Here is a 22,062-nt window from a genome sequence, read left to right on the forward strand (position 1 = left end):
AATCACTCCCTCCTACTCGATTTTATTTGGCTGCATTTTTCGTAGTTGTTTTTTCTGGATTTTCAATTGATTCAATAATATCATCGTCCAAAACTTCATCATCAAATTTATTATCAATCCACACTTGAACGCCATTTAAGCTGACAATAGTATTTCTAGAATCGGGATACACTTCTTTTTCACGATTCAAGCTCAAAGTAATTCACTCCAATTTGAAGCTAAATTATTTTTTGTTTTTATTGTTTTGATTTGGTGACTTTTCTTTTTGTTTGCCAGTTTTATTAATGATTTCTAAGAATTCACGAGAAAATTCTTCCTTTGCTTTTCCTAGTGTTGAGTCTAAGTCTTTTTGTTGCGCTGAATTGTTACGGTTACTTGATGTGTTTTTTTCCTTTTTACTTGGTGAATTGTTATTGTTTTTCCCCATCTCTTCGCCTTCTTTCCAATGTATTTGTTCTTAAAAAGTATGGCTTTAAATAGGTGTTTTCATGTAGAAATTATTTAGAAATGTATCTTTCCATTTTTCGACTCTATATGAAAAGTTACCATGATCTTTGATGTATATACCTATGCATTTAAGAAAAAGAAGACATATACATAACATAAACATCTGTGTTTAAATTTAGCTCGGAATTTTCAGGAAAGATGAAAGGGGAATAAAGCGTGAAAGATGAATATATTTCGTCTTTAGTTGGAAGAGCAGTTCAAGTTTACAAAGGTGGGCCTGATTCAAATAATGGGATTTTATTAGATGTTAACGATGATTATTTTACCTTACAAAAAGAAAATGCTGATATTATTTACTATAAAACTGAGCACATTAAAAGTATTCGTGAAAATTCACAAATTCGGTTTAATTCTATTTTAAAAGTATATGACTCTAATAACTTGCTTAAAGCAGCTACGTTTAATGAACTTGTTGTTAATTTCAAAGAACAAACGATACGTATCAATGGGAATGGACCTGGATCCAAAGTCGGTAAATTAATTGATGTAAAAGATGACTTTTTTGTTCTCTATACAGAGGAAGAAGGATTAATCTTTTACAAAGAACAACATATCAAAAGCTTAAGTCATGGCTTAATATCTAGTAATCAAGTCGTTGCTAAAGGTGCCGAAGAGCTAGTCCTAGACAATTCTTCAAATGAAGAGGTAATTCAAGAAGAATCGACTGACACATTAACCAATATTATGGAAGTTTATAATCAAATTTCAGCGGATAACACAAGTGATTTATTAACAAATCTTAAACTTTCTTGGATAAAAGTAAATAGAAAAGGTCCAGAAAGTATAGAAGGGTTGTTAGTTGAGGCTAATGAAAACTACCTTGTATTAATTGTCAATAATGAGATTTTTAGAATACCAACATACCATGTGAAAAATTTTAGCATGAGTATTAATAAATCACAAGAACAAGCAAATGAACAAAATGCTACTGAAAATGGAAAGACAATTGACAAAAATTCAACAAATGAAATACAGTCAAATGATCAAAATTCGAGTGAAAAATTAACCTTCGATGAAGAACTAAATCAAGCAATTAAAAGAAGAAATAAACATTTGAAGAAAAAGGCAAGAAAACAGAAACAATTACAACAATCTAATTCAACAGAAGATCAATCTTCAGAAAAAAATCCTGAAGGCCAACAAATTACTGAAATACCCGAAATAGAAGAAAGTCCAAATACAACACCAACAAATACCGTAAATAGAAGAAGAAAACAAGGCAGAAAACCACCAAAGAAAAGTCTTGTGGAAGAGTATAGAAAGAACAAAAAAAAAGGTTGAATTGAACGAAAAAATCTTTACCATTCCAAATGAAATAATCATCCTAGGTAATGGGGATGGGGTCAATTCAAATTCATGAGAAAGAAACAAGAAGCAGGACCCGATATAAGGGTATCTGCTTCTTGTTTTTGGAGAAATTAAATGGGAAACGATAATGAAGCTTATTTATTGCGTCGATTCGGATTATTTTGTTCAGGCGTCGTATTTTTCTTAATGATTTCTGTAAATTCGCGAGAAAATTCTTCTCGTCTGTTGTTAGGGTTAGTATTTGCATTATTGTTTGCTTGGGGTTTCTGAGTATTTTTTTTGTTAGTTAAAGTATCTTCACTTCCCATTAACTCGCGAGAAAATTCTTCTCGTCTGTTGTTAGGGTTAGTATTTGCATTATTGTTTGCTTGGGGATTCTGAGTATTTTTTTTGTTAGTTAAAGTATCTTCACTTCCCATTAACTCGCGAGAAAATTCTTCTCGTCTGTTGTTAGGATTAGTATTTGCATTATTGTTTGCTTGGGGATTCTGAGTATTGTTTTTGTTAGTTAAAGTATTTTCACTTCCCATTAACTCGCGAGCGAATTCTTCTCGTCTGTTGTTAGGGTTAGTATTTGCATTATTGTTTGCTTGGGGTTTCTGAGTATTGTTTTTGTTAGTTGAAGTATTTTCACTTCCCATTAACTCGCGAGCGAATTCTTCTCGTCTGTTGTTAGGATTAGTATTTGCATTATTGTTTGCTTGAGGTTTCTGAGTATTTTTTTTGTTATTTGAAGTATTTTCACTTCCCATTAACTCTCGAGAGAACTCCTCTTGGTTATTGCTTGGATTTGTTTTTGCAGTTTTAGGCGTTTGAGGTAAAGAATTTTTATTGTTACTTGAAGAATTGTGATTGTCTTTTCCCATGTTTTAAACGTCTCCTTTCAAAATGTGGTTCTAAATAAGTATGGTCATGATAAAACAAATTTATGTACACTAAAATTTATTTATTAAAAGAGGAATACAGTGCGTTAATAAGTTATCGATAGCGTTATCTCATTGCTTATTCTTATCGATAAGAATTGTTGTTTAAATTGAAAAAGACAAATAAAGAAAATGTTTGGTCATTAGCGTCATAAGTAGTAGCAATTGTTATACTTACAAGTACTAGTAGTAGTATTAAAATGAAGATTATCAAAAAGGATGGGAATAAAGTGAATCAAATAGCTCCAACAGGTGAATTTATATATACATACGCTTATACGGATGACGAAGAATCATTATGTCACCTAGAAATGCGTTCGTTTTTTGGAATAGAGACACTTTCAAAAATTCTTAAAAGCTCAATCAATATCATTCCAAGCAGAAGTCCGTTTATAAAGGAGCGGATTGAAGTTCTGTTTGAAGGCGATGAACTGTCAGATATTTTGAAACAAGTGGAAGTTATTAAAATGGAATCGACATTTAAAGTTCTATTCGTGAAAATTAATGATTTGGATACAACAGAAAAAATTAACTATCAACAAAAACGGGAAATCGAACGAGAAATAGGCTTGATTATTGAAGGTGAAGCAGATGTTCATCATCCGGATATCACATTCGGTTTAGTTCCGTATGAGGGTCGATGGTATTTTGGAAAATACATGAAAAGTGAAGCTATATGGTTGCGTCATTTGAAAAAGCCTCGTGAATATTCGACTGCACTTAGTACACGAGTCGCACGAGCTGTGGCAAATATTGCAGTCCCAAATCCTCATGGTATTAAAGCCATTGACCCTTGTTGTGGAATAGGTACTGTTTTAGTTGAAGCACTCTCGATGGGAATTGATATTGTGGGTAGAGATATTAATCCTCTAGTAGTACTGGGCTCACGCGAAAATATCGCGCATTTTGGCTTAACTGGAGAAGTAGACCTAGGACCAATCGCTGAGGTAACCACAAACTATGATGCGACAATAATTGATATGCCATACAATCTCTACACGCATGCTACACCAGAAGATCAGCTCTCAATTCTTAAGAATGCCCGACCATTTACAAAAAAGTTAGTATTGGTCACGATTGATAATATTGATCATATGCTTGAAGAAGCAGGCTTTACCATAACAGACAGATGTATTGCCAAAAAAGGAGTATTTTCTAGAGAAATTGTAGTATGTCAATAAACAAACATAGAGGTGATGACTGTGGGTATGAGTAGAATCAATATGTCTTGTAAACTTGAGGCTTAGCAAGTTCCAGTAACTCTCAACTTAAGCAAATCACACAACACGACGTTACAAAAGTGGCTACTACGATGTTAGAAGCATATGAAGGTAACATTGATCAGCAAGAAGAAACGTTGGAGCAAGCTATTCTTGAAGTATTAAGAATGGATATGGAGCATTTATATCTGAAGCATCTTTTTGGATTGAAATGAACGATGAAGCTGCAGCTGTGATATGTATAAATCTTTGGAATGGAACACCATTAATTACGGAGATTTATACAGGGAAAAAATATCTTCATCAGGGAATCGCAAGTTTGTTAGTTAGAACAAGCATGAATACCTTATATCAGATGGGTTATGATGTTATTGAACTAAATGTAACTGTGACAAATATCAAAGCCATAGATTTATATGAAAAGATAGGTTTTGTGCAAAATTGAATTGAGATAGGAAAGAGGACCAAATATGTTAATTGATTGGTACGAATTAAATGTCATCGCTATTATTATCGGTGGCTTATTGTATATGGTTTATGGAGGTATTTACTACTCCGTGAGACTAAGTGGAGATAAACATCCGGATAAGAAACAAAACGAAGCACAGGGGCCAATGAAGTATATTTTTTCTGTGGTCGTGGCATTTATTAGTTCATTTATTATGGCTGTTCTTGTACAAGCTACTGGGTCAGATGGAATCGGTGCAGGTATGCTTGTAGGATTTATGGTGGGTGCGGTGATTACCCTCGTGTACATGAAAAATAGATTGTTTGGATTGATGACAAATCAATCATTCATCATTGCATTTGGCGATCATCTTGTCATCTTTACATTGCTTGGTGCATTGCATGGTTTCATGTTGTCTTAAAAAAGCGGAGCATTTTCTCACTAACGCGAGGATGCTTTTTAAAGGTTTTAGAAAGAAGGTAGCGCTTTGATTTTTATGTATATTTTGCTGGTTGTGGCATTTATTGATATGTTTTCGCAGTTACCCGTAATTGCGCCATTTGCTGCTAGTTTGGGAGCTACTCCGATAGTTGTGGGCTCTGTTATCGCTGTTTATTCATTTTCCAATATGTTAGGCAATGTGTTGTCTGGGATTTGGGTAGATAAGTTTGGGTCAAAACGAATTTTAGCTAGCAGTATGATTTTAGCTGGAGTTCTTGTTTTCTTTTATACATATGTTACAAATCCAGCCCAACTTCTTGCTATTCGCTTTTTCCATGGGTTTGCTGCTGGCTTTATCGTGCCTGCTGCATTTGCTGCCATTGGACGAAATGATGATTCCGATTCGAATGGCAAAAAAATGTCTCATTCAGGAGCTGCAATAGGGATTGCAGCAATTATTGGTCCTGCACTGGGAGCCATCATTAGCAGTAGAATAGGTATTGAATGGTTATTTTACAGCGTGTCTTTGGCGATGGTTTTAGTAGGGTTAATCTCCTTAGTATTAATTAAGTCACTACCATTGACGAAGAAATCAATCACACAAGAAAATGTGGGATTTTCTTTTATTAAAAATCCGGCTATTCAATTTTCTTATGTCGCTATATTTCTATTGCTTCTTATGCAAGGGTTACTTACGTATGCCATGCCGTTGAAAGTGGAAGAACTCAATTTAAAACAAGAAATGACAGGCATTTATTTTAGCGTATTTGGTATTGTGGCTATCCTGTTTTTCGTTCTGCCTTCTAATCGGATTTTCGATCGTTTTAATAATAAAAGGTTGATGTTTACTGGACTGATGTTTATTTCCTTATCTATTTTAGGTCTGGGACTCTCAACTTCCTCAACCGAAATATTTATAGCTATGATTTTCTATGGAATCGGCTTTGCTTTGCTGTTTCCTTCCACAAGTACAACCATTATGAAAGATACAAATTCTCAAAACCGAGGGAAAGCTTTTGGTGTTTACTATGCTAGTTTTTCATTAGGTGTCATTTCGGGGGCATTTTTAGCTGGACTCCTTGGTACATCTGCAACTTTAATTTTCACAGTAGGAGCGGCGATTGTTTTTGTTAGTAGTTTCCTGATGTTATTAGTGGCAAAGAACTAAAGAATCTAAGTTAAATTTCCATAAGGGTTGAGTGACATTAACTTTCTAAGTAGCGTGTTATAATTTGAGCAGGCTTAGCGTTCAATGAAATCAGAAGGAGTGAGATATTTGAATTGTCCAGTTTGCGATAGCGTTCGAATGAGAGAAGTCGAAAAAGAGAATGTGATGATCGATGTTTGTCCGGATTGTAAAGGTGTTTGGCTTGATCGCGGGGAACTAGAAAAAATCACACAGGGCTTAAGAGAAGACCAAAAATCATATACCCAGTCATACGAAAAAGATGATCGTCAATACCGGGATAATAAAGATAATTCAAGAAATGATTATAATAAAGAATACGATTCTAAGCATTCCAACAATGGATATCCACCTAAGCACAAGCGAAAAAAATCGATGACCGATATACTTGGTGATTTATTAGGATAATGCAAAACCAATTCATTGATAGACTGTAAAACCTAAAAAAGACTTGTCATTGGGCAAGTCTTTTTTATTTGCGAATTATTAGTTTGCAATCTTAAGGAATGCAGTTCTTGATCTTGGATCATTAGAGAATGGACACTTACTGTACAAAAAATAATAGTCCTAAACACAATTTCGGTAGATTTCTTCTAGTTTTAAAGTATTGGCAATCTTTAAACCTGGAAAGTAGGTTTTTTTCTCACTTTAACGAGTCTCGAACAGTCGAAAAAAGCTTGCATATGTGTCGAGCGATAGCTCAGTTGTAATTACTTGCTGTCACGTTGTAATTATGGCAGATGACGTTGTAAAAATAGAACTCCACGTTGTAAAAAACGCGATTCACGTTGTAATAGTGAAAATTTGGAAGTTTATTTGACAATATAAAATTCAATAACTCTATTACCTTTCGAATTATCGTACATAACAGAAAGTGCTATAAGACATGTTTGACAGCATCTTAAATTTTTTGCATTTGATTTGATAGACCTAAAATTCAAATTGCCCAGATCATTGAGGTTATGGTGCAGTAAGTTTGCAGGCGAGCTGTAAACCCAATTCACATAGTAGAAATTCTTTTTTCAGCGAACATTGTTCCAATATGAATCTCGTTTAATTAGATTAATTTTCTGAATAGTGTAATATACAAGGTGTGAATTTATCATAAGTATTATAAGAAAAGAGGATTTAATCTATGAAAATTCTTGTGGTTGGTGCAGGTGCAATCGGTGGTTATTTTGGAGGAAGACTTCTTGAAAAAGGTGAAGATGTTACGTTTCTTGTTAGAGAGAATAGAAAAAAACAACTAGAAGATACAGGTTTAAAAATAGAGAGTGTGAACGGAAACATTGAATTATCTCCTCGTTTACTACTGGCTGGTGAAACTGAGGAAAAGTTCGATGTGATAATGATTTCAACGAAGTCGTATCAATTAACTGCAGCAATTGATGATATTCGCCTTCATTTAAGAGATGACGGAATCATTTTACCTCTATTAAATGGTATTTCACATATGGATGAGCTGGTTGAGGCTTTCGGTGAAGATATGGTAATTGGTGGTCTATGCTTTATAGAGTCAACGCTAAATGAATTTGGGACAATCGTACAAACAAGTCCTATTCATCAGCTAGTATACGGCGAAAGAACAGGGGAAAGAAGCCCTCGTATAGAACGTTTAAAATATGTATTTGAAGATTCAAAGGCTGAATTTGTTTTAAGTGATGACATTAATCAAGATATGTGGCATAAATATTTATTCATCACGACTATGTCAGGGATTACATCGCTAATGGAGTCTTCGATCGGTCCCATTCGGAAATTGGAATCAGGTCAACGAATCATTTCAGCCTTATTAAATGAAATTGTATTAATAATGAAGAAAATTAATGCACCGATTAAGGACGACATTGCTGATATTCAATTGAAACGAATGAATGGATTGAATGAAGGCATGAAATCTTCCATGCAGCGAGATATGGAAAAATCATTGCCAATAGAAGTAGAACATCTACAAGGGTATTTGCTTGAAATAGCTAAAAATCATAATCTTGCCGTTCCAATTTTAGAAACCATTTATACAAAACTAACCCTGTATGAGGAGTTTAGGGAGTAAAAGCCATGTGGATATCATCGTAATTTCGGCATATGTTACTCTTATCTATTAAAAACTATAAATTCAAGTTAATGTAAGAAAGGATGATAGTCATGAAAGCATTTGTACATGAACTAGGGGAACTTAAGATAAAAGAAATGGATGAACCAACGGCACAACAAGGACAAGTAGTGGTATCAATTAAAGTTGCTGGCTTAAACCGACGTGATTTAATTATTCCAAATCGTCTTGGAAACGCAGGACAAGCACTAATACTCGGTTCAGATGGTGCAGGGGTAATTGATTCGATAGGAGAAAGTGTCGAGGGTTTTTGTGTTGGAGATGAAGTAATGATTAATCCTGCTCTCCGTTGGTACGATAATAGTGATGCACCACCAGCGGGTTTCGATATTTTAGGAATGCCGGATAATGGAACATTTGCAGAAAAAGTCGTTATTTCTGCTGAACAAGTGGAGATAAAACCTGAACACTTATCGTGGGAAGAAGCGGGTGTAGTTGCTTTGTCAGGCCTAACTGGCTATCGTTCTTTGTTTACAAAGGGGAACGTTAAGAAAGGAGATACAGTTTTTATTCCCGCAGCGGGTAGTGGGGTATCGAGTTTTCTTATCCAATTTGCAAAAAACATTGGAGCCAAAGTAATTGTAACTTCTAGAAGTGAAGAAAAGCGTAAGATGGCTTTAGAATTAGGTGCAGATATTGCGCTGGACACAAATGGCGACTGGGAGAAAGAGTTAGCAGATGAAACCATTGATCTCATTATTGAAAGTGTGGGAAGAGCAACATTCAATCGCTCGTTAGATGTTCTTAAAAAAGGTGGTCGAATCGTCATTTTTGGTGCGACGACGGAAGATACGGTAGATTTTGACTTGCGTAAGTTTTTCTATGGACAATATCAGTTATTCGGATCTACCATGGGGAGCAGAGAAGAGCTCCGATCTATGTTATCGCATATGGAAGAGTTTAAAATGAAACCTGTAGTAGATCATACATTCAAATTTGATCAAGCTCAAGAGGCAATAGATTATTTAAAAGAAGGAAAACAGTTTGGAAAGATTGCTCTTCAAATAAATAAATAAATAAGTTTTAAGATTCATTTTAATTTTTTAAAAGTGTGTAGAGAGGCAGATGAAACCTGCCTCTCTACACACTTTTTTTTTTGAATAGCACTTTATATATTGGCACACACTATATTTGTTACGCCATAAAAAAAAATTGGAGGAAAATAAAAAATGACACAAAACCAACAAGGTCAAATGAGTGAAAATATGCAGGCTGGTCCTGTAACACCAGAAATGAATCACGGAGGTCATGAACTTTTTGATGTTCAAGAATTATTGTCGGGTGCAGTTGCAGGATTAAACCAATGCGTCTTGTTGCGCCCACATATTCAAGATCAAGAACTATTAACGATGTTGGATAACCAGTTCCAATTTATGCAAGAAGAATATAACATTATCGTTGATTGTTTTAAAACAGGGCAAGATCCTTTCAAACCCACTCAATCATATAAGATGTCACAAAATAACGATTTTATTTATGGAATTAAACCAACACAACCGAAAAAGCCAATTCAGTCAGCTAACGAATTAACGGATGAGATTATTTCAGGTTTTTTGCTTGGTGTTCATAAGACTAGTGCATCTTTAAAAGCAATGGTAGCCCTTGAAACGACAAATCCAGTGGTTCGTCGAGTGATTGCTGATTCAGTTCCGAACTGTATCGAAATGGCATACGAAGTTTCCATTTATCAAAACAAACACCAATATTACCAAGTGCCTCAACTTGCCAAACAAGATATGATGGCCATTGTGAACTCTTTTGCACCATCTCAAATTAAACCAGGTACGATGCCCAACTAATAGTGAATATCATAAATAAAGGAATACATTTTCTTAGGTCTCAAATTGTATAACTAACCATTCATGAACCTCACGTCGCTTTATTTTAAGTGGCATGAGGTTCATGTTTTTTTGTTTTAATGAGCAATACCTTACTACTTGGAGTTGTTATGTCTAGCTCCAAGCGCGATATTACACCTAAGCATCACACCCGGTGAGGAGATAGAACGCGCTTTCTGCTTTTCTTACGAAAAAACTTCCCGTTTGAATGAGTATAAAGAAGGAGAGAGTATTTATATAAAGGAAAGTGGCACAGAAAAGTTTCTACATAGTAGTCAAAATAAAAAGTAGGAGGAAGTTGAATGAAAGATTGTACAATCGTTGGTGGTGGTCCAGCTGGGTTAAATGCAGCGTTAGTATTAGGGCGAGCGAGAAGAAGTGTCATTTTGGTTGATAGCAATAATGCGCGTAATAAAGTGACGTTTGCTTCACACGGATTCCTGACACGAGACGGAGTAAAACCAGCCGAACTTCGAGAGCTGGCTCATCAAGAGTTCACTAGATACCCAACGATTGAAACAATGGAAGATAAAGTAGTCGAAATTGCTAAAATAGATGAAGGATTTACGATTAAAACGCAAAGAGGTCAACAATGGAAGACGCGAAAAGTAATTCTTGCAACAGGTGTATATGAAAAATTCCCTAATATCCCAAACTTAAGCGACTTCTATGGAAACAGTATATTCAACTGTCCTTATTGCGATGGATGGGAACTACGAGATAAACCCCTAGCTTTATTTGGGATCGTAGACTACACGCTCCATATGTCGAAAGTGCTACTTAATTGGTCAAAGGATATTGTCATTTTTACAAATGGACAAAAACTTACCAAGAGCCAAGTAAAACAAATTGAAAAAACTAAGTTGAGAGTGGAGACGAGTCCGGTACATCTTCTTATTGGGAAAAGGGGAATGCTAGAAAAAGTTGAACTTGTTAACGGAACAGTAATCGAGCGAGCAGGTGGATTTGCCACGCCAGAACTTTTCCAAACGACAAAACTTGGTACACTTCTCGGTATTAAATTAAACGATACGGGTGGACATCATTCAGATGAAGTGGGACACACGAAAATAACAGGATTTTTTGTTGCAGGTGAGGCCTCAACTGTCTATCCATCCCAATTAATTATCGCTGCCGCAAGTGGAGTGAAGACTGCAATGGCTGTCAATGTTGAATTAACTCATGACGGGATATTAGGTAGTGAAGATTAACTGTGAAAAGTCTGCCATTGACAAAGTTAAATGAGTGTCTATATGATTCCCGACACCCTCTATATCTCGTTTTTAACTGTGAGAAATTCGTCATAAAAATATTGTCGTAATATAATTCAACAAATTACGCCTTTTTAGTAATATATAAACCTCAAACTGTAATGAAATGTCTTATATTTTGTAACAAGACTGTAATGTTTATATGTTATTTTATTCCTACAAATGAGAATTAAAGGAGAAAATAACTTGAAAAAATTTAGTTTTGTAATAAGTTTTGTACTAATGTTCCTCGTCGCATTTGCCAATGATTCGGAGGCTGCAGCTTCTGTCCACACAGTTAAAAAAGGTGATACTTTATATCAAATTTCTATAAAGTACAAAGTTTCGGTTAATAATATAAAATCATATAATAATTTGAAATCAAACTTAATTATACCAAGGCAAAAGTTGAACTTAAAAGCAAAAGTAGTAGCTAAAAAATCAACACCAGTTAAAAAAGTAGCAAAAAAATCAACACCTTCTCGATCAAATACTAAGGTTGCCAAAGAATTTATGGTATCAGCGACAGCGTACACAGCTTTTTGTAAAGGATGTTCAGGGATAACGAAGACAGGAATTAATTTAAGAAAAAATCCACACTTAAAAGTAATTGCCGTTGATCCAAAAGTGATTAAACTTGGTACTAAAGTACATGTAGCAGGTTACGGGTATGCTATCGCCGGCGATACTGGGAGTGCAATTAAAGGAAATAAAATTGATTTGTTTATTCCAAACCGCACAAGCGCTCTAAAATGGGGACGTAAAACGGTGAAACTTAAAATCTTAAAATAACTAATAAACGAAAGCCTACTCGCAAAATTATGGGGAGTAGGTTTTTTTATGTGAAAATTTTTGTGTCCACTCTACTTTTTATTAAAATCCATTTTTTACATAAATTATTACAACGATGTAAGAATAACTTGCAGGAAAACCTGCATAGGGTTACAATTAAGTAGTCAAACAGTTCGGATATGTGTTTCGGAGGTAATTTAATGAAGGTATTACTGCATAAAATCGAAAATTCCTATAATGATTTTTCTGCAGGACAAAAGAGGATTGCAGATTTGTTTAAAGAAAATCAAATCGTGTTAGCATTTTCTTCGGCTCTTGAAATTGGGAAAAAAGTAGGTGTCAGTGAATCAACCGTTATTAGGTGGGCGCAAAAATTGGGATTTAAAGGGTTTTCTGAATTTCAGCATGTCATACAAAAGAAACTCGCAAAGCAACGTATTGAACAAGTAGAAGATGAAGATACAACGGAATATACGTCACAATCCATTGTGAAAAATTTGCTTGATGCAGATATTAAGAGCATTTCGCATTTGAAGGAAACCATGCAAGAAGAGCAGTTGCTTCAAGTTGTGGATTTGATTAGCTCAGCTAAGAAAATATATGTGACAAGCAACTTTTTCGATTACGGTTTAGCCTATTCATTTACGCATTGGATGAACATGGTACTCGATCACACAGAACTGTTAATGCAGGGAGATGTACAATACTATTTCCAACTATCTAAATTGACAGCAGATGATGTGGTCATTGCTTTTGCCTTTCCACGGTATACGAAAAATGTAATGGAAACATTGCAAACAGCAAAAGAACAAGGTGCAACGGTTATCGTTATCACTGATAAGAAAGAAGCCCCAGTCACCCAATATGGGGATGAAGTATTATTTGTACCAGTTACGACGAATTTAAGTATTGATTCCTACACAGCTGTTCATGCGTTAATAACTTCAGTCATGCGATTCATTTATGTGAAAGAACATGAGAAAGTAAAGCAAAATTTAGCACGCGTTGAAGACATGTATGAGCGGAAAGCTATTTTCACATCGAAATGAAACGACCGAACTGATGACAACTAAAACTAAACGTATAAGGGGAGATCCATTATGAAAAAGAAGTTCTCATTGTTAACTGCAATCGCTGCTACAGCTATGTTAATCGCAGGTTGCGGAAGTGATAAAGAAGAAACAACAGATAGCGCTGGAGCAGGCGAAGAGTCAGGATACAACTTAAAAGAAGATGGCAAGTTAACATACGCTTCAAGTGGTTTATACAAACCATTTAACTATGAAGAAGCCGGTGAACTTACTGGTTTTGACGTGGAAATCGGCGCAGCTATTGCGGAAAAAATGGGCTTAGAACCAAATCCAATCACAACCCCATGGGAAACCATTACACAATCTCTACTGGCTAGTAATTTTGATGTCATTATTGGATCAATGGCCATTACAGCCGAACGTGCAGAACGCGTAAACTTCTCAGATCCTTACTACTACTCGGGTGGGATGATTTTTGTGCCAGAAGGTAGTGATGAGATCACTTCTGCAGAAGATTTAGAAGGCAAACGAATCGGTGTTGTTGCACAAAGTACGTACGATACTGCGGCAAAAGGATATACGGATGATGTCAAGTACTACAATAGTGATGTTGTGGCGTTAAATGACTTAACGGTTGAAGGCCGATTAGATGCCGTCATTACAGCTGACGTAGTTGGTTTTGAAGCCATTGCAGCTGGGTTGGAAATTAAAGATGTAGGCGAACCATTGTGGATTGAACAAGCGGCAGTGGCTTTACGTAAAGAAGATAAGGAATTATTAGAAGGTATTAATAAAGCGATTGAAGAAATAGTGGCAGATGGCACATATGAAGAAATCTCAAACAAATGGTTCGAACGTAATCTTCTTGATGTTGATTTAGAAGGTATTGACATTCTGAATTAATTTAGAAGAGAAAGGGAGATTACTATGGAACTTTTAAAAACGGTAGTTGAAGTCTTTTTGCGAACGTATCCAGGTTTCCTAGAAGCGACACTCACCACTTTGCAAATTACGGCTGTCGCTCTCGTTTTAGGTACATCTCTCGGGTTAATCTTTGCATTAATGAAAATTTCACGCTCAAAAGTATTACAAACAATTGCTAATTTATACATTACGATTATTCGAGGTACCCCGTTAATTGTCCAAATTATGTTTTTGTATTTTGGGATTACGACACTCATCGTCCTCTCGGGTTTCTGGGCAGGAGCGATTGCACTCGGTATTCATAACGGGGCATACATCGCGGAAATTTTCCGTGGAGCCATACAAGGGATTGATAAAGGGCAGCGTGAAGCGAGTAGCTCGCTAGGAATGACAAGAACGCAAAGTATGCGTCGTATTGTTTTCCCGCAAGCTTTAAAACGCTCGATTCCGCCGCTTGGTAATCAATTTATTATTACATTGAAAGATTCATCTTTAGTTTATATTATTGGGGTCTCAGAGTTATTCTCCATCGCAAACCGTGAAGCAGCGCAGTCATTCCAATCATTAGAAACGTATTTAGTGGTCGGGGTGTATTATTTAGTGCTCGTTATGATCTTCACGTATTTATTGAAACTGTATGAAAACAAACTAAATGTCGACAAATAAGAAGGAGGGACGCATATGTTAAAGGGGACGAATATTCATAAATCGTTTGGCGATTTGGAAGTTTTAAAAGGCATTGATCTCGAAGTCGCTCCTTCTGAAGTGGTCGTTCTGGTCGGGGTTAGTGGGTCAGGTAAAAGTACATTGCTTAGATGCTTTAACTTTTTAGAACATATTAATGAAGGAACCATCGAGATTGATGGTCACTTAGTCAATCCAAAGAATGATAAGCTCTCAAAAATACGAGCTGAAGTAGGAATGGTGTTCCAACACTTCAACTTATTCCCACATATGACGGTTTTAGAAAATGTCATAGAAGCGCCGATGATTGTGAAGAAGATGAAGAAAGCAGATGCCATTACGTTGGCGAAGCAGCTGCTTGAAAAAGTAGGATTGTCTGATAAAGCAGATGTGTATCCGAGTAAACTATCAGGTGGACAAAAACAGCGTGTTGCCATCGCCCGCTCACTGGCGATGGAACCAAAAGTGTTATTATTCGATGAACCCACGTCAGCACTCGACCCAGAACTAGTCGGAGAAGTGTTGGCAGTTATGCAGCAATTAGCGCAAGAAGGCATGACCATGATTGTCGTGACGCATGAAATGAAGTTCGCACGTAATGTAGCTAATCGCATTATTATGCTTGATGAAGGACGTATCATTGAGTCCGCTGATCCAGAGACATTCTTTGGAAATCCAAGTCACGAAAGAACGAGACAATTCATCCAGTTAGTGGATTAAATAGGAAAACCCCGATTGTCAGAAGAAAACTGGCAATCGGGGTTTTTTTCAATTAATGGAGAACCGCATCATTTTTAGTGAAAATATCATGATATAAGGAGGGAGGTTAGAAAGTCGTGAGGAATTCGTCCAAAAGGGTAAATCAAATAGGGCGTTTAACGGCGGCCATAACCATAAGGAGGCATTCCAGGTATTTGGTTTGGAGGAACGACAACCGTTTCATTAATCTCTCTATAGTAAGTTTTTGGCACGTCGACAATATGTTGTCTAGTTACATTAATCAAAGGTTGAATATGAGGAACTTCTCTCTCGATAAAGGTGTCTCTAAAACGGCATAAAGGCGGGCACACAATCGGTTGAACTGCGGGATTTCCACAGTGAGGTCGCATATGACGATACATAATGATTTCACCTCCATTCAATCTATATCTATTAATAAATGCACTAATAGAGGTTTTGGAAACGGCGGACTCACCAATAGCGCAGAATATGGCAAACTAACAGGGAATCTGTACTGACACACTAAAATTTATTCCGTTTACAAGTATGTTTTTTCGATTGATCGGAGTATATTAACATCTTTTCTTTGTATCGACTTTCAATATATCTAATATTTAACATTAGGAACAGTTTTTTTATTATAAAGCAGAAGAAAAAATTATCATATTTAAAATAAATGATGAGCGAAAAACACTTGAAGTATCTACGACTCAAGTTATTTTTATAATATTTCAAATAATAAACTAATTAGCACATTGAAATGTTTCGTAATAAGTTTGTCGGGTAATTTTAGGGAAAGGAGCGTGACAAGATGACTACAGATGAGCGTTTAATTATCAGGCTTTCTAACCAGGAACAACAGTCTTTGGTAGATTTATATGACCGTTATTCTAAATTATTATGGAAAATTTCGTACCGCGCTGTTGCTGATGATGCCATCTGTGAGCAAATTTTACGCCAAGTATTTCAAGATGTGTGGGCGAGACCACATGACTTTAATATTGGGAAAAAGTTATCCACTCTGTTAGTTGAGTGTTGCCAATCAAAAATTAGGCTACTTACGATGCAAAAGTCCTCTTAAAATAATCTACCTACTTCCACGAAAATTTATCTAAAGCTACTTTCTTCTATTTTTTAGGTAAAGTTAAACTGAAAATAGAGCCTTTGTTTGAGCTTTCAACTAACCGTAAATCTCCACCGTGTGCAAGAGCAATCATGCGAGAGTAAGAGAGACCTAATCCAAGTCCCCGAATTTGTAACTTTTTATCGTTCCCTCGATAAAAACGTTCGAAAATAAAGGGTTGTTCGTCTTGAGGAATACCCGAGCCATTATCTTGTATTTGAATCTCAACGGTTTGTTCATTACTAATAAAAATCACCTTGATTTGTCCATCAGCTTGTATGGCATGACGAGCATTTTGAGCCAAGTTGATAAGAATTTGTTCTACTTTTATCGGATCAATGGATGCTTCGAGTTCATCTAAAGGTTTCTTAATGTCAATGATCATATCAATGTCTGTCATTGTTGTTTGCCATTGATTCATTACTCCAGAAACAAAAGGAAACAAAAGTGTTTTCGTCGGATAGATTTGAATTCCGCCCGCAGCAAATGAGTTGAAATCTAGAAGGGAGTCAATCATGTGCTGTAGTCGTTGTGTTTCCTTTAAGGATATCTCGATAAATTCCTTCGCCTCATCTCCAGTGACGACTTCCTCATTTACAGCTTGTAACAAACCACTAATAGAAGTGACAGGTGTTCTCAAATCATGAGATACACCCGCTAGCAACTCAGACCTTAATTCTTCTAAGTGAGCGAGACGAGAAGACATGGTTTTAAATGCGTCTACTAAATCACTAATTTCTTCTTCTTTAATTTCCTTACCTGAAGGTAAAGAAATTACATAAGAACCTAGTTCAATTTGTTGAGCGGCAAAAGCCACTCTTCTAATGGGTTTTGCTAATTGCTTAGCTAAATAAAAAATGACTCCGTAGCCAAGTAAGCCAATTGAAGCGAGCATGATAAAGAGTAATCGATATTCTTGATTCGTGTTTAGTAAATCTTGCTTTCGTTGAATCATGACGATATACCCGTTAGTTTCTGAATCGTCTAAAATAGGAGCGCTGACTGCGTAGGCGACTTCTCCATTTAATTCAAACTTCACTTCAGTTTTTTCGAAAATATAAGTAGGAATCATTTTAGTAACAGGTTCATTACGTCGACCAGGACCTTGTTGATGAAAAAGAACAGCTCCATCAGTATTCACAACATAAGTTAAAGGTCGCGTTTCAATAGGAAAGGCCTCACCACGTCGTTCTAGAATTGATAGGAAACGAGGGGCATCATTAAAATCCCCATTATCCGCAACCGCTCGATCGGCCATTTCATTGACCACAATTCGGGTTAAATCTAAGTTGTGGGAAAGTGTGGTTTGGCGAATCCATAAAACGGCTAAAAACCCGATAATAAATAGGCCAAAAATTAATGTAATTAAATAGCGAGATGTCCAATAAGCTTGAATGGATGGTCTCTTAATTGGTTTCGACATGAAATTCATACCCCATCCCTCGAATTGTACGAATCTCACCATCAGATTTTGGCCACTTTTTCAAGACATGCCGTATGCGTTTAATGGCTAAATCTACCGCACGGTCACTACCGAAGTAATTCATTCCCCAGACATGTTCAAGTAATTGTTCACGATTAAAAATTTGATTCGGGTGTTTAGCTAAAAACAACAACAGTGCACGATCTTTAGGTATTAACGGAACTTCTACATTATGTAAAAATATTTGGCGTTCTTTTTGATGTATTCGCAGTTTGCCAAAATGACGAGCATCAATTTCATCAAGTAATCTAGTTGGTCTTCGAAGAACTGCTTGAATTCGAGCAACGACTTCTTCTGCAACAAAAGGTTTTGACATATAATCGTCCGCACCGTTTTGAAGACCACGAAGACGATCAGGTAATTCGCTCAGAGCGGTCAACATGATAATGGGGCAAGGGGACTGATTACGAATTGTTTGTAGAAAATCCCAACCCGTACCATCAGGTAACATTACATCAAGCAACACTAGATCAATCTCTTCAGTGGCAAAAAGAAGGGAGGCTTGTTGAATCGTAAAGGCTTGACTCGTTGCAAATCCATGCTTTTCTAAATACGCACGCAGAACCCGTGAAATGGGTACTTCATCTTCAACAATTAAAATTCGCTGCATTGGGGTTCACCTCTTTTTTGTCACAATCTTACTTTTCATTAAGTATAAAAGAAGGGACTCGAAATGGATACATTCGAGTCCCTTCAGGTTAAGCTTCAGATGATGTAGATTTAGCTTGTGATTCGTCACTAACAGGTGCCTCTTTTTGTTGGAACTTCATGTGTGGACCAACATGCTTATGTTCTCCATGTCCTCCGCGAGGATTAAAACCAAGTTCTTCCATTTGAATCTGAGCTTCAGCTTCAGTTAACGTTCCTGCTTCAACTTGTTCACGCATCTTATCGAGTTGCGCTTTTTGCTCATCTGTTAATTTTTCGTGTGACGGTCCACGTGTTAAAAATTTAGAACTAAAGTCTAAACCAAGTGCTTCAATCTTTTCTTGTGCTTGTGCTTCTGTTAAGTCACCCGCTTTATATTGGTCACGGATGTCTTTAATGGCAGTTCGTGTTTCTTCATCGATGTTACCAAATGGGCCTTTACCATGGTGTCCACGATGCCCAGCTTTGCCAAATCCAGGGTCAAGACCAAGCTCTTCCATTTTGGCGTGTGCTTCTTCATGCGTAATGTCACCAGCTTTTACTTGAGTTCGAATTTCATCTAAAGCAGCTTTGGTATCTGTTGAAATTTCTGCTGTTGTACTTTTTGCAGTTGTTGCAGCTAAAATCGATGGTGCCGCAATTGCACCAAGGGTTAATACACTTGCTAAAAGAATACTACCAGTCATTTTTTTCATCTTCATCCTCCTTAAAAATTCATTGTGGAAACGTTCCACAACCCTACAATAACCCGTCAATGTGTCAGGAGAATGTCAAAGAAAAAAAGAACGTAAATCTGTTCTCTTGAAGAGTGAAATGTATATGATGACCTTAAAATTAGTCACCAATCCTACCTTAGAGAATCACTGTGTTTATCTAATCCCAGTTCCGGTGGTGAACTGGTTAGGCTTCTGCTCTTTTCAGGTCTACCATTCAATTTCTTCAGGGTATTTTTTTGTAATTAACATATCGTGAATAGCTCTTTTGCTATCGTTGGCGGATTTAATTACTTGATCGCGCATCATATGGTAGTCTTTATCTTGAATTGCAAGTTTTAATGCAAACTTGCCTAAGCCCTTTTCGCGCTGCTCTTTTGTTAAGTCAATATAATTAAAATTGAGCATATCAACAAATTGAATAGCATATTCTTGCACATTTGTTTCGTTACTGCTCAATATATTCATGAAGCGATCGTGCTCTTCTTTTGACATGACGGATTGCAGAGCTTCTCCAACAACCGATTGAAACTTACGTATCGTTGTAACTTGTACATCAAGACTAAGATATAAGTGGTCTTTGCTATATAAACGAATAAAATCATTTAAAGCAATAATAGTAAAAATGAGCTCAGGCCATAATATATCAACCGAATAATAAATATTTTTTTCGCATGAAACCATTTCGTGATGTATCTTCGCTTTTTTGTTTAAGCCATTTTCTACAAAATTAACATGACGATGTGCTTGAGAAGCATGCCTAATTTCATAAGAAACGCTTAGTATACGTTTGCGAGAACCTTCCCAGTCATAATACTTATTTTCATCGCCAATGACGCTGTAAATTGCTTGGTTGATTTCATCTAAATCCCAAAAGTCCCCACTAATACGTGCCCCAGTTAAATTTTCTGTATGAGTTATCGACAACAAAAAAATCGCCTCCTGATGATTTATTACCGTTTTGGCGTATAGTTAAGCGTTTTAAATAGTTCTTCTAACTCAGGTTTAGTTAAGTCACGCCATTCTCCAACAGATAACCCATCAACATGAATATTCATGATGCGTATACGTTGTAAACTCTTTACGTCGTAACCAAGTTCAGTACACATACGGCGAATTTGGCGATTTAAACCTTGTGTTAAAGTGATTTTAAACATATGGGTAGAGAGCTTCTCAACTTTGCATGGTAAAGTTTTCGTTTCTAAAATCTCTACACCTTCAGCCATTTTTTGAACAAACTCTTGCGTCATTGGTTGATCAACTTTAACAATATATTCTTTTTCGTGCTCATTTTCAGAACGTAAAATTTCATTCACAATATCCCCATCATTTGTTAATAAAATAAGGCCATGAGAGTCTTTATCTATTCGACCGATATGAAAAATACGGAGTGGATGATTAACGAAATCCACTATGTTTCCTTTAATATGGCGCTCCGTGGTACTTGTAATACCAACAGGCTTATTAAGGGCAATATAGACATATGGATCTTCATGTTTTACCGCTTTGCCATCTGCACGCACATCGTCATCAGGTCCTACTTTGCTGCCTAGTTCCGCTTTTTCTCCGTTGATTGTAATTCGTCCATCTTCTATCCATTTATCAGCACCGCGACGAGATACGATACCTGCTTCACTTAAATATTTATTAATACGCATAAGGATCACCTGCTTTATTTAATAGTCTTATTATACAGCATAAATGATGTGTATAATCAATGGAAGAAAAGCCAAATCATCTGAATATTTATATCTAATATAATGGGACTATGTTACCCTTTACTCAAGTGAATAATCGGGTTTATTTCGATGAGGAAAGGTGGGCTTCATTTGAATGAAGAGATGATCGATACATCTTTTGAATTGGAAGAATTACTTTCTGTTAAACATAGTGTAAAAGAATATAACAAAGACACCTACTTGTTTCAAGAAGGTGACACTATCGAAGGTATTTATTTAATTCGTTCAGGAAAAGTAAATATTGGGAAAATCACCCCAGATGGCAGAGAATTAACCTTAAGAGTTTGTGGTTCCAATCAGTTGGTTGGTGAAGTAACCCTTTACTCAACAATATCTAAATATATGTTAGATGCTAAAGTCATTGAAGATGCAGTTTGTGTGAAGATTAAAATTGTTGACCTTGAGGAAGCCCTAAGTAATAATTCTAAACTTGCCGTAGCTTTTATTAAGTGGATGGGGATCAATCATCAAAAAACTCAGACTAAATTCCGTGACCTTATGCTACATGGTAAAAAAGGTGCGCTTTACTCAACGTTAATACGTATGACAAACACTTACGGAGTACAAAAAGATAACGGGATACTCATAGATTTGAATCTCACCAATCAAGAACTTGCCAATTTTTGTGGGATGGCACGTGAAGTTGTGAACAGATTGTTAAGTGACTTGAGAAAACAAAACAAAATTTCAATTATAGATGGTAAAATTATTATTCACGATATTGACTATTTAAGAAACAAAAATAATTGCGAAAATTGCCCAATTGTATTTTGTAAAATTGACTAAACAAGAGGTTGCCCAAATTAGGGTAACTTTTTCATTGGAATTAATTACTATGAAAGCTACACTTGAGCTAATTAGCCCTCGAACATAACTGTTTGAGGGTATTTTTCTGGGTAAAATTGGGCGAAACGGATTAAATCAAGGTTAAAGCCGATTAAATGGTCAGTGATGGACTTCTGTCAAGAAAG

Annotated in this window: 27 protein-coding genes; 18 read left to right on the forward strand and 9 right to left on the reverse strand. The window is 36.1% G+C overall.

The features are described 5' to 3' along the window. Positions 1-22: 22 nt before the first annotated feature. Entirely contained in the window at positions 23-196 is a 174-nt protein-coding gene (locus tag C406_RS20780) for a hypothetical protein (protein ID WP_017381105.1), read from the reverse strand. A 27-nt stretch (positions 197-223) separates the two neighbouring features. Continuing rightward, positions 224-427, reverse strand: a complete 204-nt coding sequence (locus C406_RS0113160) for a hypothetical protein (RefSeq protein ID WP_017381106.1) — start codon at positions 425-427, stop codon at positions 224-226. A gap of 236 nt (positions 428-663) precedes the next feature. Between C406_RS0113160 and C406_RS0113165 the strand changes: the two genes are divergently transcribed. Continuing rightward, entirely contained in the window at positions 664-1,788 is a 1,125-nt protein-coding gene (locus C406_RS0113165; RefSeq protein ID WP_017381107.1) for a hypothetical protein, read from the forward strand. Between the two features lie 161 nt (positions 1,789-1,949). On the opposite strand, the gene C406_RS0113170 is transcribed toward C406_RS0113165, so the two are convergent. Further along, positions 1,950-2,681, reverse strand: a complete 732-nt coding sequence (locus tag C406_RS0113170; RefSeq protein WP_017381108.1) for a hypothetical protein — start codon at positions 2,679-2,681, stop codon at positions 1,950-1,952. A gap of 257 nt (positions 2,682-2,938) precedes the next feature. Between C406_RS0113170 and C406_RS0113175 the strand changes: the two genes are divergently transcribed. The 15 genes from C406_RS0113175 (at position 2,939) to C406_RS0113245 (ending at position 15,385) form a co-directional block, all read left to right on the forward strand. Further along, on the forward strand, positions 2,939-3,919 hold the full coding sequence (locus C406_RS0113175) for a TRM11 family SAM-dependent methyltransferase (RefSeq protein WP_192812610.1): 981 nt from the start codon (positions 2,939-2,941) through the stop codon (positions 3,917-3,919). A 119-nt stretch (positions 3,920-4,038) separates the two neighbouring features. Then, positions 4,039-4,173 (forward strand): hypothetical protein, encoded by a 135-nt coding sequence (locus C406_RS21275; RefSeq protein WP_272943008.1) that lies wholly within the window; start codon positions 4,039-4,041, stop codon positions 4,171-4,173. After that, positions 4,170-4,403 (forward strand): GNAT family N-acetyltransferase, encoded by a 234-nt coding sequence (locus C406_RS0113185; protein ID WP_017381111.1) that lies wholly within the window; start codon positions 4,170-4,172, stop codon positions 4,401-4,403. The genes C406_RS21275 and C406_RS0113185 overlap by 4 nt, the downstream gene beginning before the upstream one ends. Positions 4,404-4,428: 25 nt before the next feature. Beyond that, positions 4,429-4,827, forward strand: a complete 399-nt coding sequence (locus C406_RS0113190) for a DUF1761 domain-containing protein (protein ID WP_017381112.1) — start codon at positions 4,429-4,431, stop codon at positions 4,825-4,827. Positions 4,828-4,902: 75 nt separating this feature from the next. Continuing rightward, positions 4,903-6,015, forward strand: a complete 1,113-nt coding sequence (locus C406_RS0113195) for an MFS transporter (protein ID WP_036654697.1) — start codon at positions 4,903-4,905, stop codon at positions 6,013-6,015. 108 nt (positions 6,016-6,123) lie between these two features. Next, positions 6,124-6,441 carry a TFIIB-type zinc ribbon-containing protein gene (locus C406_RS0113200; protein WP_017381114.1) on the forward strand — a complete coding sequence of 106 codons (318 nt, stop codon included), beginning with the start codon at positions 6,124-6,126 and terminating at the stop codon, positions 6,439-6,441. 727 nt (positions 6,442-7,168) lie between these two features. Then, positions 7,169-8,086: a ketopantoate reductase family protein gene (locus C406_RS0113205; protein WP_017381115.1), complete on the forward strand. Its 918-nt coding sequence runs from the start codon at positions 7,169-7,171 to the stop codon at positions 8,084-8,086. A 92-nt stretch (positions 8,087-8,178) separates the two neighbouring features. Beyond that, positions 8,179-9,162 carry a zinc-binding dehydrogenase gene (locus tag C406_RS0113210; protein WP_017381116.1) on the forward strand — a complete coding sequence of 328 codons (984 nt, stop codon included), beginning with the start codon at positions 8,179-8,181 and terminating at the stop codon, positions 9,160-9,162. Positions 9,163-9,315: 153 nt separating this feature from the next. Next, on the forward strand, positions 9,316-9,945 hold the full coding sequence (locus tag C406_RS0113215) for a spore coat protein (RefSeq protein ID WP_017381117.1): 630 nt from the start codon (positions 9,316-9,318) through the stop codon (positions 9,943-9,945). 341 nt (positions 9,946-10,286) lie between these two features. Then, a complete protein-coding gene (locus C406_RS0113220) occupies positions 10,287-11,195 on the forward strand; it encodes an NAD(P)/FAD-dependent oxidoreductase (protein ID WP_017381118.1) in 909 nt (302 codons plus the stop codon). Between the two features lie 246 nt (positions 11,196-11,441). Then, a complete protein-coding gene (locus C406_RS0113225; RefSeq protein WP_017381119.1) occupies positions 11,442-12,026 on the forward strand; it encodes a 3D domain-containing protein in 585 nt (194 codons plus the stop codon). 200 nt (positions 12,027-12,226) lie between these two features. Further along, the gene (locus C406_RS0113230) at positions 12,227-13,075 is read left to right on the forward strand and encodes a MurR/RpiR family transcriptional regulator (RefSeq protein ID WP_017381120.1); all 849 of its coding nucleotides are present in this window, start codon (positions 12,227-12,229) and stop codon (positions 13,073-13,075) included. Positions 13,076-13,126: 51 nt separating this feature from the next. Beyond that, positions 13,127-13,960: a transporter substrate-binding domain-containing protein gene (locus C406_RS0113235; protein WP_017381121.1), complete on the forward strand. Its 834-nt coding sequence runs from the start codon at positions 13,127-13,129 to the stop codon at positions 13,958-13,960. 24 nt (positions 13,961-13,984) lie between these two features. Further along, the gene (locus C406_RS0113240) at positions 13,985-14,647 is read left to right on the forward strand and encodes an amino acid ABC transporter permease (protein ID WP_017381122.1); all 663 of its coding nucleotides are present in this window, start codon (positions 13,985-13,987) and stop codon (positions 14,645-14,647) included. 15 nt (positions 14,648-14,662) lie between these two features. Next, the gene (locus tag C406_RS0113245; protein WP_017381123.1) at positions 14,663-15,385 is read left to right on the forward strand and encodes an amino acid ABC transporter ATP-binding protein; all 723 of its coding nucleotides are present in this window, start codon (positions 14,663-14,665) and stop codon (positions 15,383-15,385) included. A 155-nt stretch (positions 15,386-15,540) separates the two neighbouring features. Here the strand turns inward: C406_RS0113245 and C406_RS0113250 are convergent, their stop codons facing one another. Continuing rightward, complete coding sequence (locus C406_RS0113250) at positions 15,541-15,807, reverse strand: hypothetical protein (RefSeq protein ID WP_237740564.1); 267 nt, start codon at positions 15,805-15,807, stop codon at positions 15,541-15,543. A 389-nt stretch (positions 15,808-16,196) separates the two neighbouring features. Between C406_RS0113250 and C406_RS0113255 the strand changes: the two genes are divergently transcribed. Continuing rightward, a complete protein-coding gene (locus C406_RS0113255; RefSeq protein WP_017381125.1) occupies positions 16,197-16,466 on the forward strand; it encodes an RNA polymerase sigma factor in 270 nt (89 codons plus the stop codon). A 46-nt stretch (positions 16,467-16,512) separates the two neighbouring features. Here C406_RS0113255 and C406_RS0113260 read toward each other — a convergent pair whose 3' ends face one another. The 5 genes from C406_RS0113260 to rluF all read right to left on the reverse strand — a co-directional run bounded on the left by C406_RS0113260 (position 16,513) and on the right by rluF (position 21,010). Then, positions 16,513-17,931 (reverse strand): sensor histidine kinase, encoded by a 1,419-nt coding sequence (locus tag C406_RS0113260; RefSeq protein ID WP_017381126.1) that lies wholly within the window; start codon positions 17,929-17,931, stop codon positions 16,513-16,515. Beyond that, entirely contained in the window at positions 17,915-18,601 is a 687-nt protein-coding gene (locus tag C406_RS0113265; protein ID WP_017381127.1) for a response regulator transcription factor, read from the reverse strand. Before C406_RS0113265 ends, C406_RS0113260 begins: the two co-directional genes overlap by 17 nt. A gap of 88 nt (positions 18,602-18,689) precedes the next feature. Then, positions 18,690-19,334, reverse strand: a complete 645-nt coding sequence (locus C406_RS19950) for a hypothetical protein (RefSeq protein WP_017381128.1) — start codon at positions 19,332-19,334, stop codon at positions 18,690-18,692. Between the two features lie 228 nt (positions 19,335-19,562). Then, a complete protein-coding gene (locus tag C406_RS0113275; RefSeq protein ID WP_017381129.1) occupies positions 19,563-20,282 on the reverse strand; it encodes a DUF6904 family protein in 720 nt (239 codons plus the stop codon). Between the two features lie 23 nt (positions 20,283-20,305). Next, positions 20,306-21,010, reverse strand: a complete 705-nt coding sequence (gene rluF, locus C406_RS0113280; protein ID WP_017381130.1) for a 23S rRNA pseudouridine(2604) synthase RluF — start codon at positions 21,008-21,010, stop codon at positions 20,306-20,308. Between the two features lie 183 nt (positions 21,011-21,193). Here rluF and C406_RS0113285 point away from each other — a divergent pair, with 183 nt between their 5' ends. Beyond that, positions 21,194-21,877 carry a Crp/Fnr family transcriptional regulator gene (locus C406_RS0113285; RefSeq protein ID WP_036654703.1) on the forward strand — a complete coding sequence of 228 codons (684 nt, stop codon included), beginning with the start codon at positions 21,194-21,196 and terminating at the stop codon, positions 21,875-21,877. Positions 21,878-22,062: the final 185 nt, after the last annotated feature.

The organism is Paenisporosarcina sp. TG-14 (assembly GCF_000297555.1).
In the GTDB taxonomy this organism is placed as follows: domain Bacteria; phylum Bacillota; class Bacilli; order Bacillales_A; family Planococcaceae; genus Paenisporosarcina; species Paenisporosarcina antarctica.

Bases quoted from the DNA above. Each gene is read 5' to 3' on its own strand.
- C406_RS0113235 (WP_017381121.1), top strand. From the start codon at position 13,127: ATGAAAAAGAAGTTCTCATTGTTAACTGCAATCGCTGCTACAGCTATG.
- C406_RS0113260 (WP_017381126.1), bottom strand. From the start codon at position 17,931: ATGTCGAAACCAATTAAGAGACCATCCATTCAAGCTTATTGGACATCT.
- C406_RS0113240 (WP_017381122.1), top strand. From the start codon at position 13,985: ATGGAACTTTTAAAAACGGTAGTTGAAGTCTTTTTGCGAACGTATCCA.
- C406_RS0113160 (WP_017381106.1), bottom strand. From the start codon at position 427: ATGGGGAAAAACAATAACAATTCACCAAGTAAAAAGGAAAAAAACACA.
- C406_RS0113185 (WP_017381111.1), top strand. From the start codon at position 4,170: ATGAACGATGAAGCTGCAGCTGTGATATGTATAAATCTTTGGAATGGA.
- C406_RS19950 (WP_017381128.1), bottom strand. From the start codon at position 19,334: ATGAAAAAAATGACTGGTAGTATTCTTTTAGCAAGTGTATTAACCCTT.
- C406_RS0113175 (WP_192812610.1), top strand. From the start codon at position 2,939: ATGAAGATTATCAAAAAGGATGGGAATAAAGTGAATCAAATAGCTCCA.
- C406_RS0113210 (WP_017381116.1), top strand. From the start codon at position 8,179: ATGAAAGCATTTGTACATGAACTAGGGGAACTTAAGATAAAAGAAATG.
- C406_RS0113205 (WP_017381115.1), top strand. From the start codon at position 7,169: ATGAAAATTCTTGTGGTTGGTGCAGGTGCAATCGGTGGTTATTTTGGA.
- C406_RS0113190 (WP_017381112.1), top strand. From the start codon at position 4,429: ATGTTAATTGATTGGTACGAATTAAATGTCATCGCTATTATTATCGGT.
- C406_RS0113220 (WP_017381118.1), top strand. From the start codon at position 10,287: ATGAAAGATTGTACAATCGTTGGTGGTGGTCCAGCTGGGTTAAATGCA.
- C406_RS0113230 (WP_017381120.1), top strand. From the start codon at position 12,227: ATGAAGGTATTACTGCATAAAATCGAAAATTCCTATAATGATTTTTCT.
- C406_RS0113215 (WP_017381117.1), top strand. From the start codon at position 9,316: ATGACACAAAACCAACAAGGTCAAATGAGTGAAAATATGCAGGCTGGT.
- C406_RS0113170 (WP_017381108.1), bottom strand. From the start codon at position 2,681: ATGGGAAAAGACAATCACAATTCTTCAAGTAACAATAAAAATTCTTTA.
- C406_RS0113285 (WP_036654703.1), top strand. From the start codon at position 21,194: ATGATCGATACATCTTTTGAATTGGAAGAATTACTTTCTGTTAAACAT.
- C406_RS0113265 (WP_017381127.1), bottom strand. From the start codon at position 18,601: ATGCAGCGAATTTTAATTGTTGAAGATGAAGTACCCATTTCACGGGTT.
- C406_RS0113255 (WP_017381125.1), top strand. From the start codon at position 16,197: ATGACTACAGATGAGCGTTTAATTATCAGGCTTTCTAACCAGGAACAA.
- C406_RS0113195 (WP_036654697.1), top strand. From the start codon at position 4,903: ATGTATATTTTGCTGGTTGTGGCATTTATTGATATGTTTTCGCAGTTA.
- C406_RS0113245 (WP_017381123.1), top strand. From the start codon at position 14,663: ATGTTAAAGGGGACGAATATTCATAAATCGTTTGGCGATTTGGAAGTT.
- rluF (WP_017381130.1), bottom strand. From the start codon at position 21,010: ATGCGTATTAATAAATATTTAAGTGAAGCAGGTATCGTATCTCGTCGC.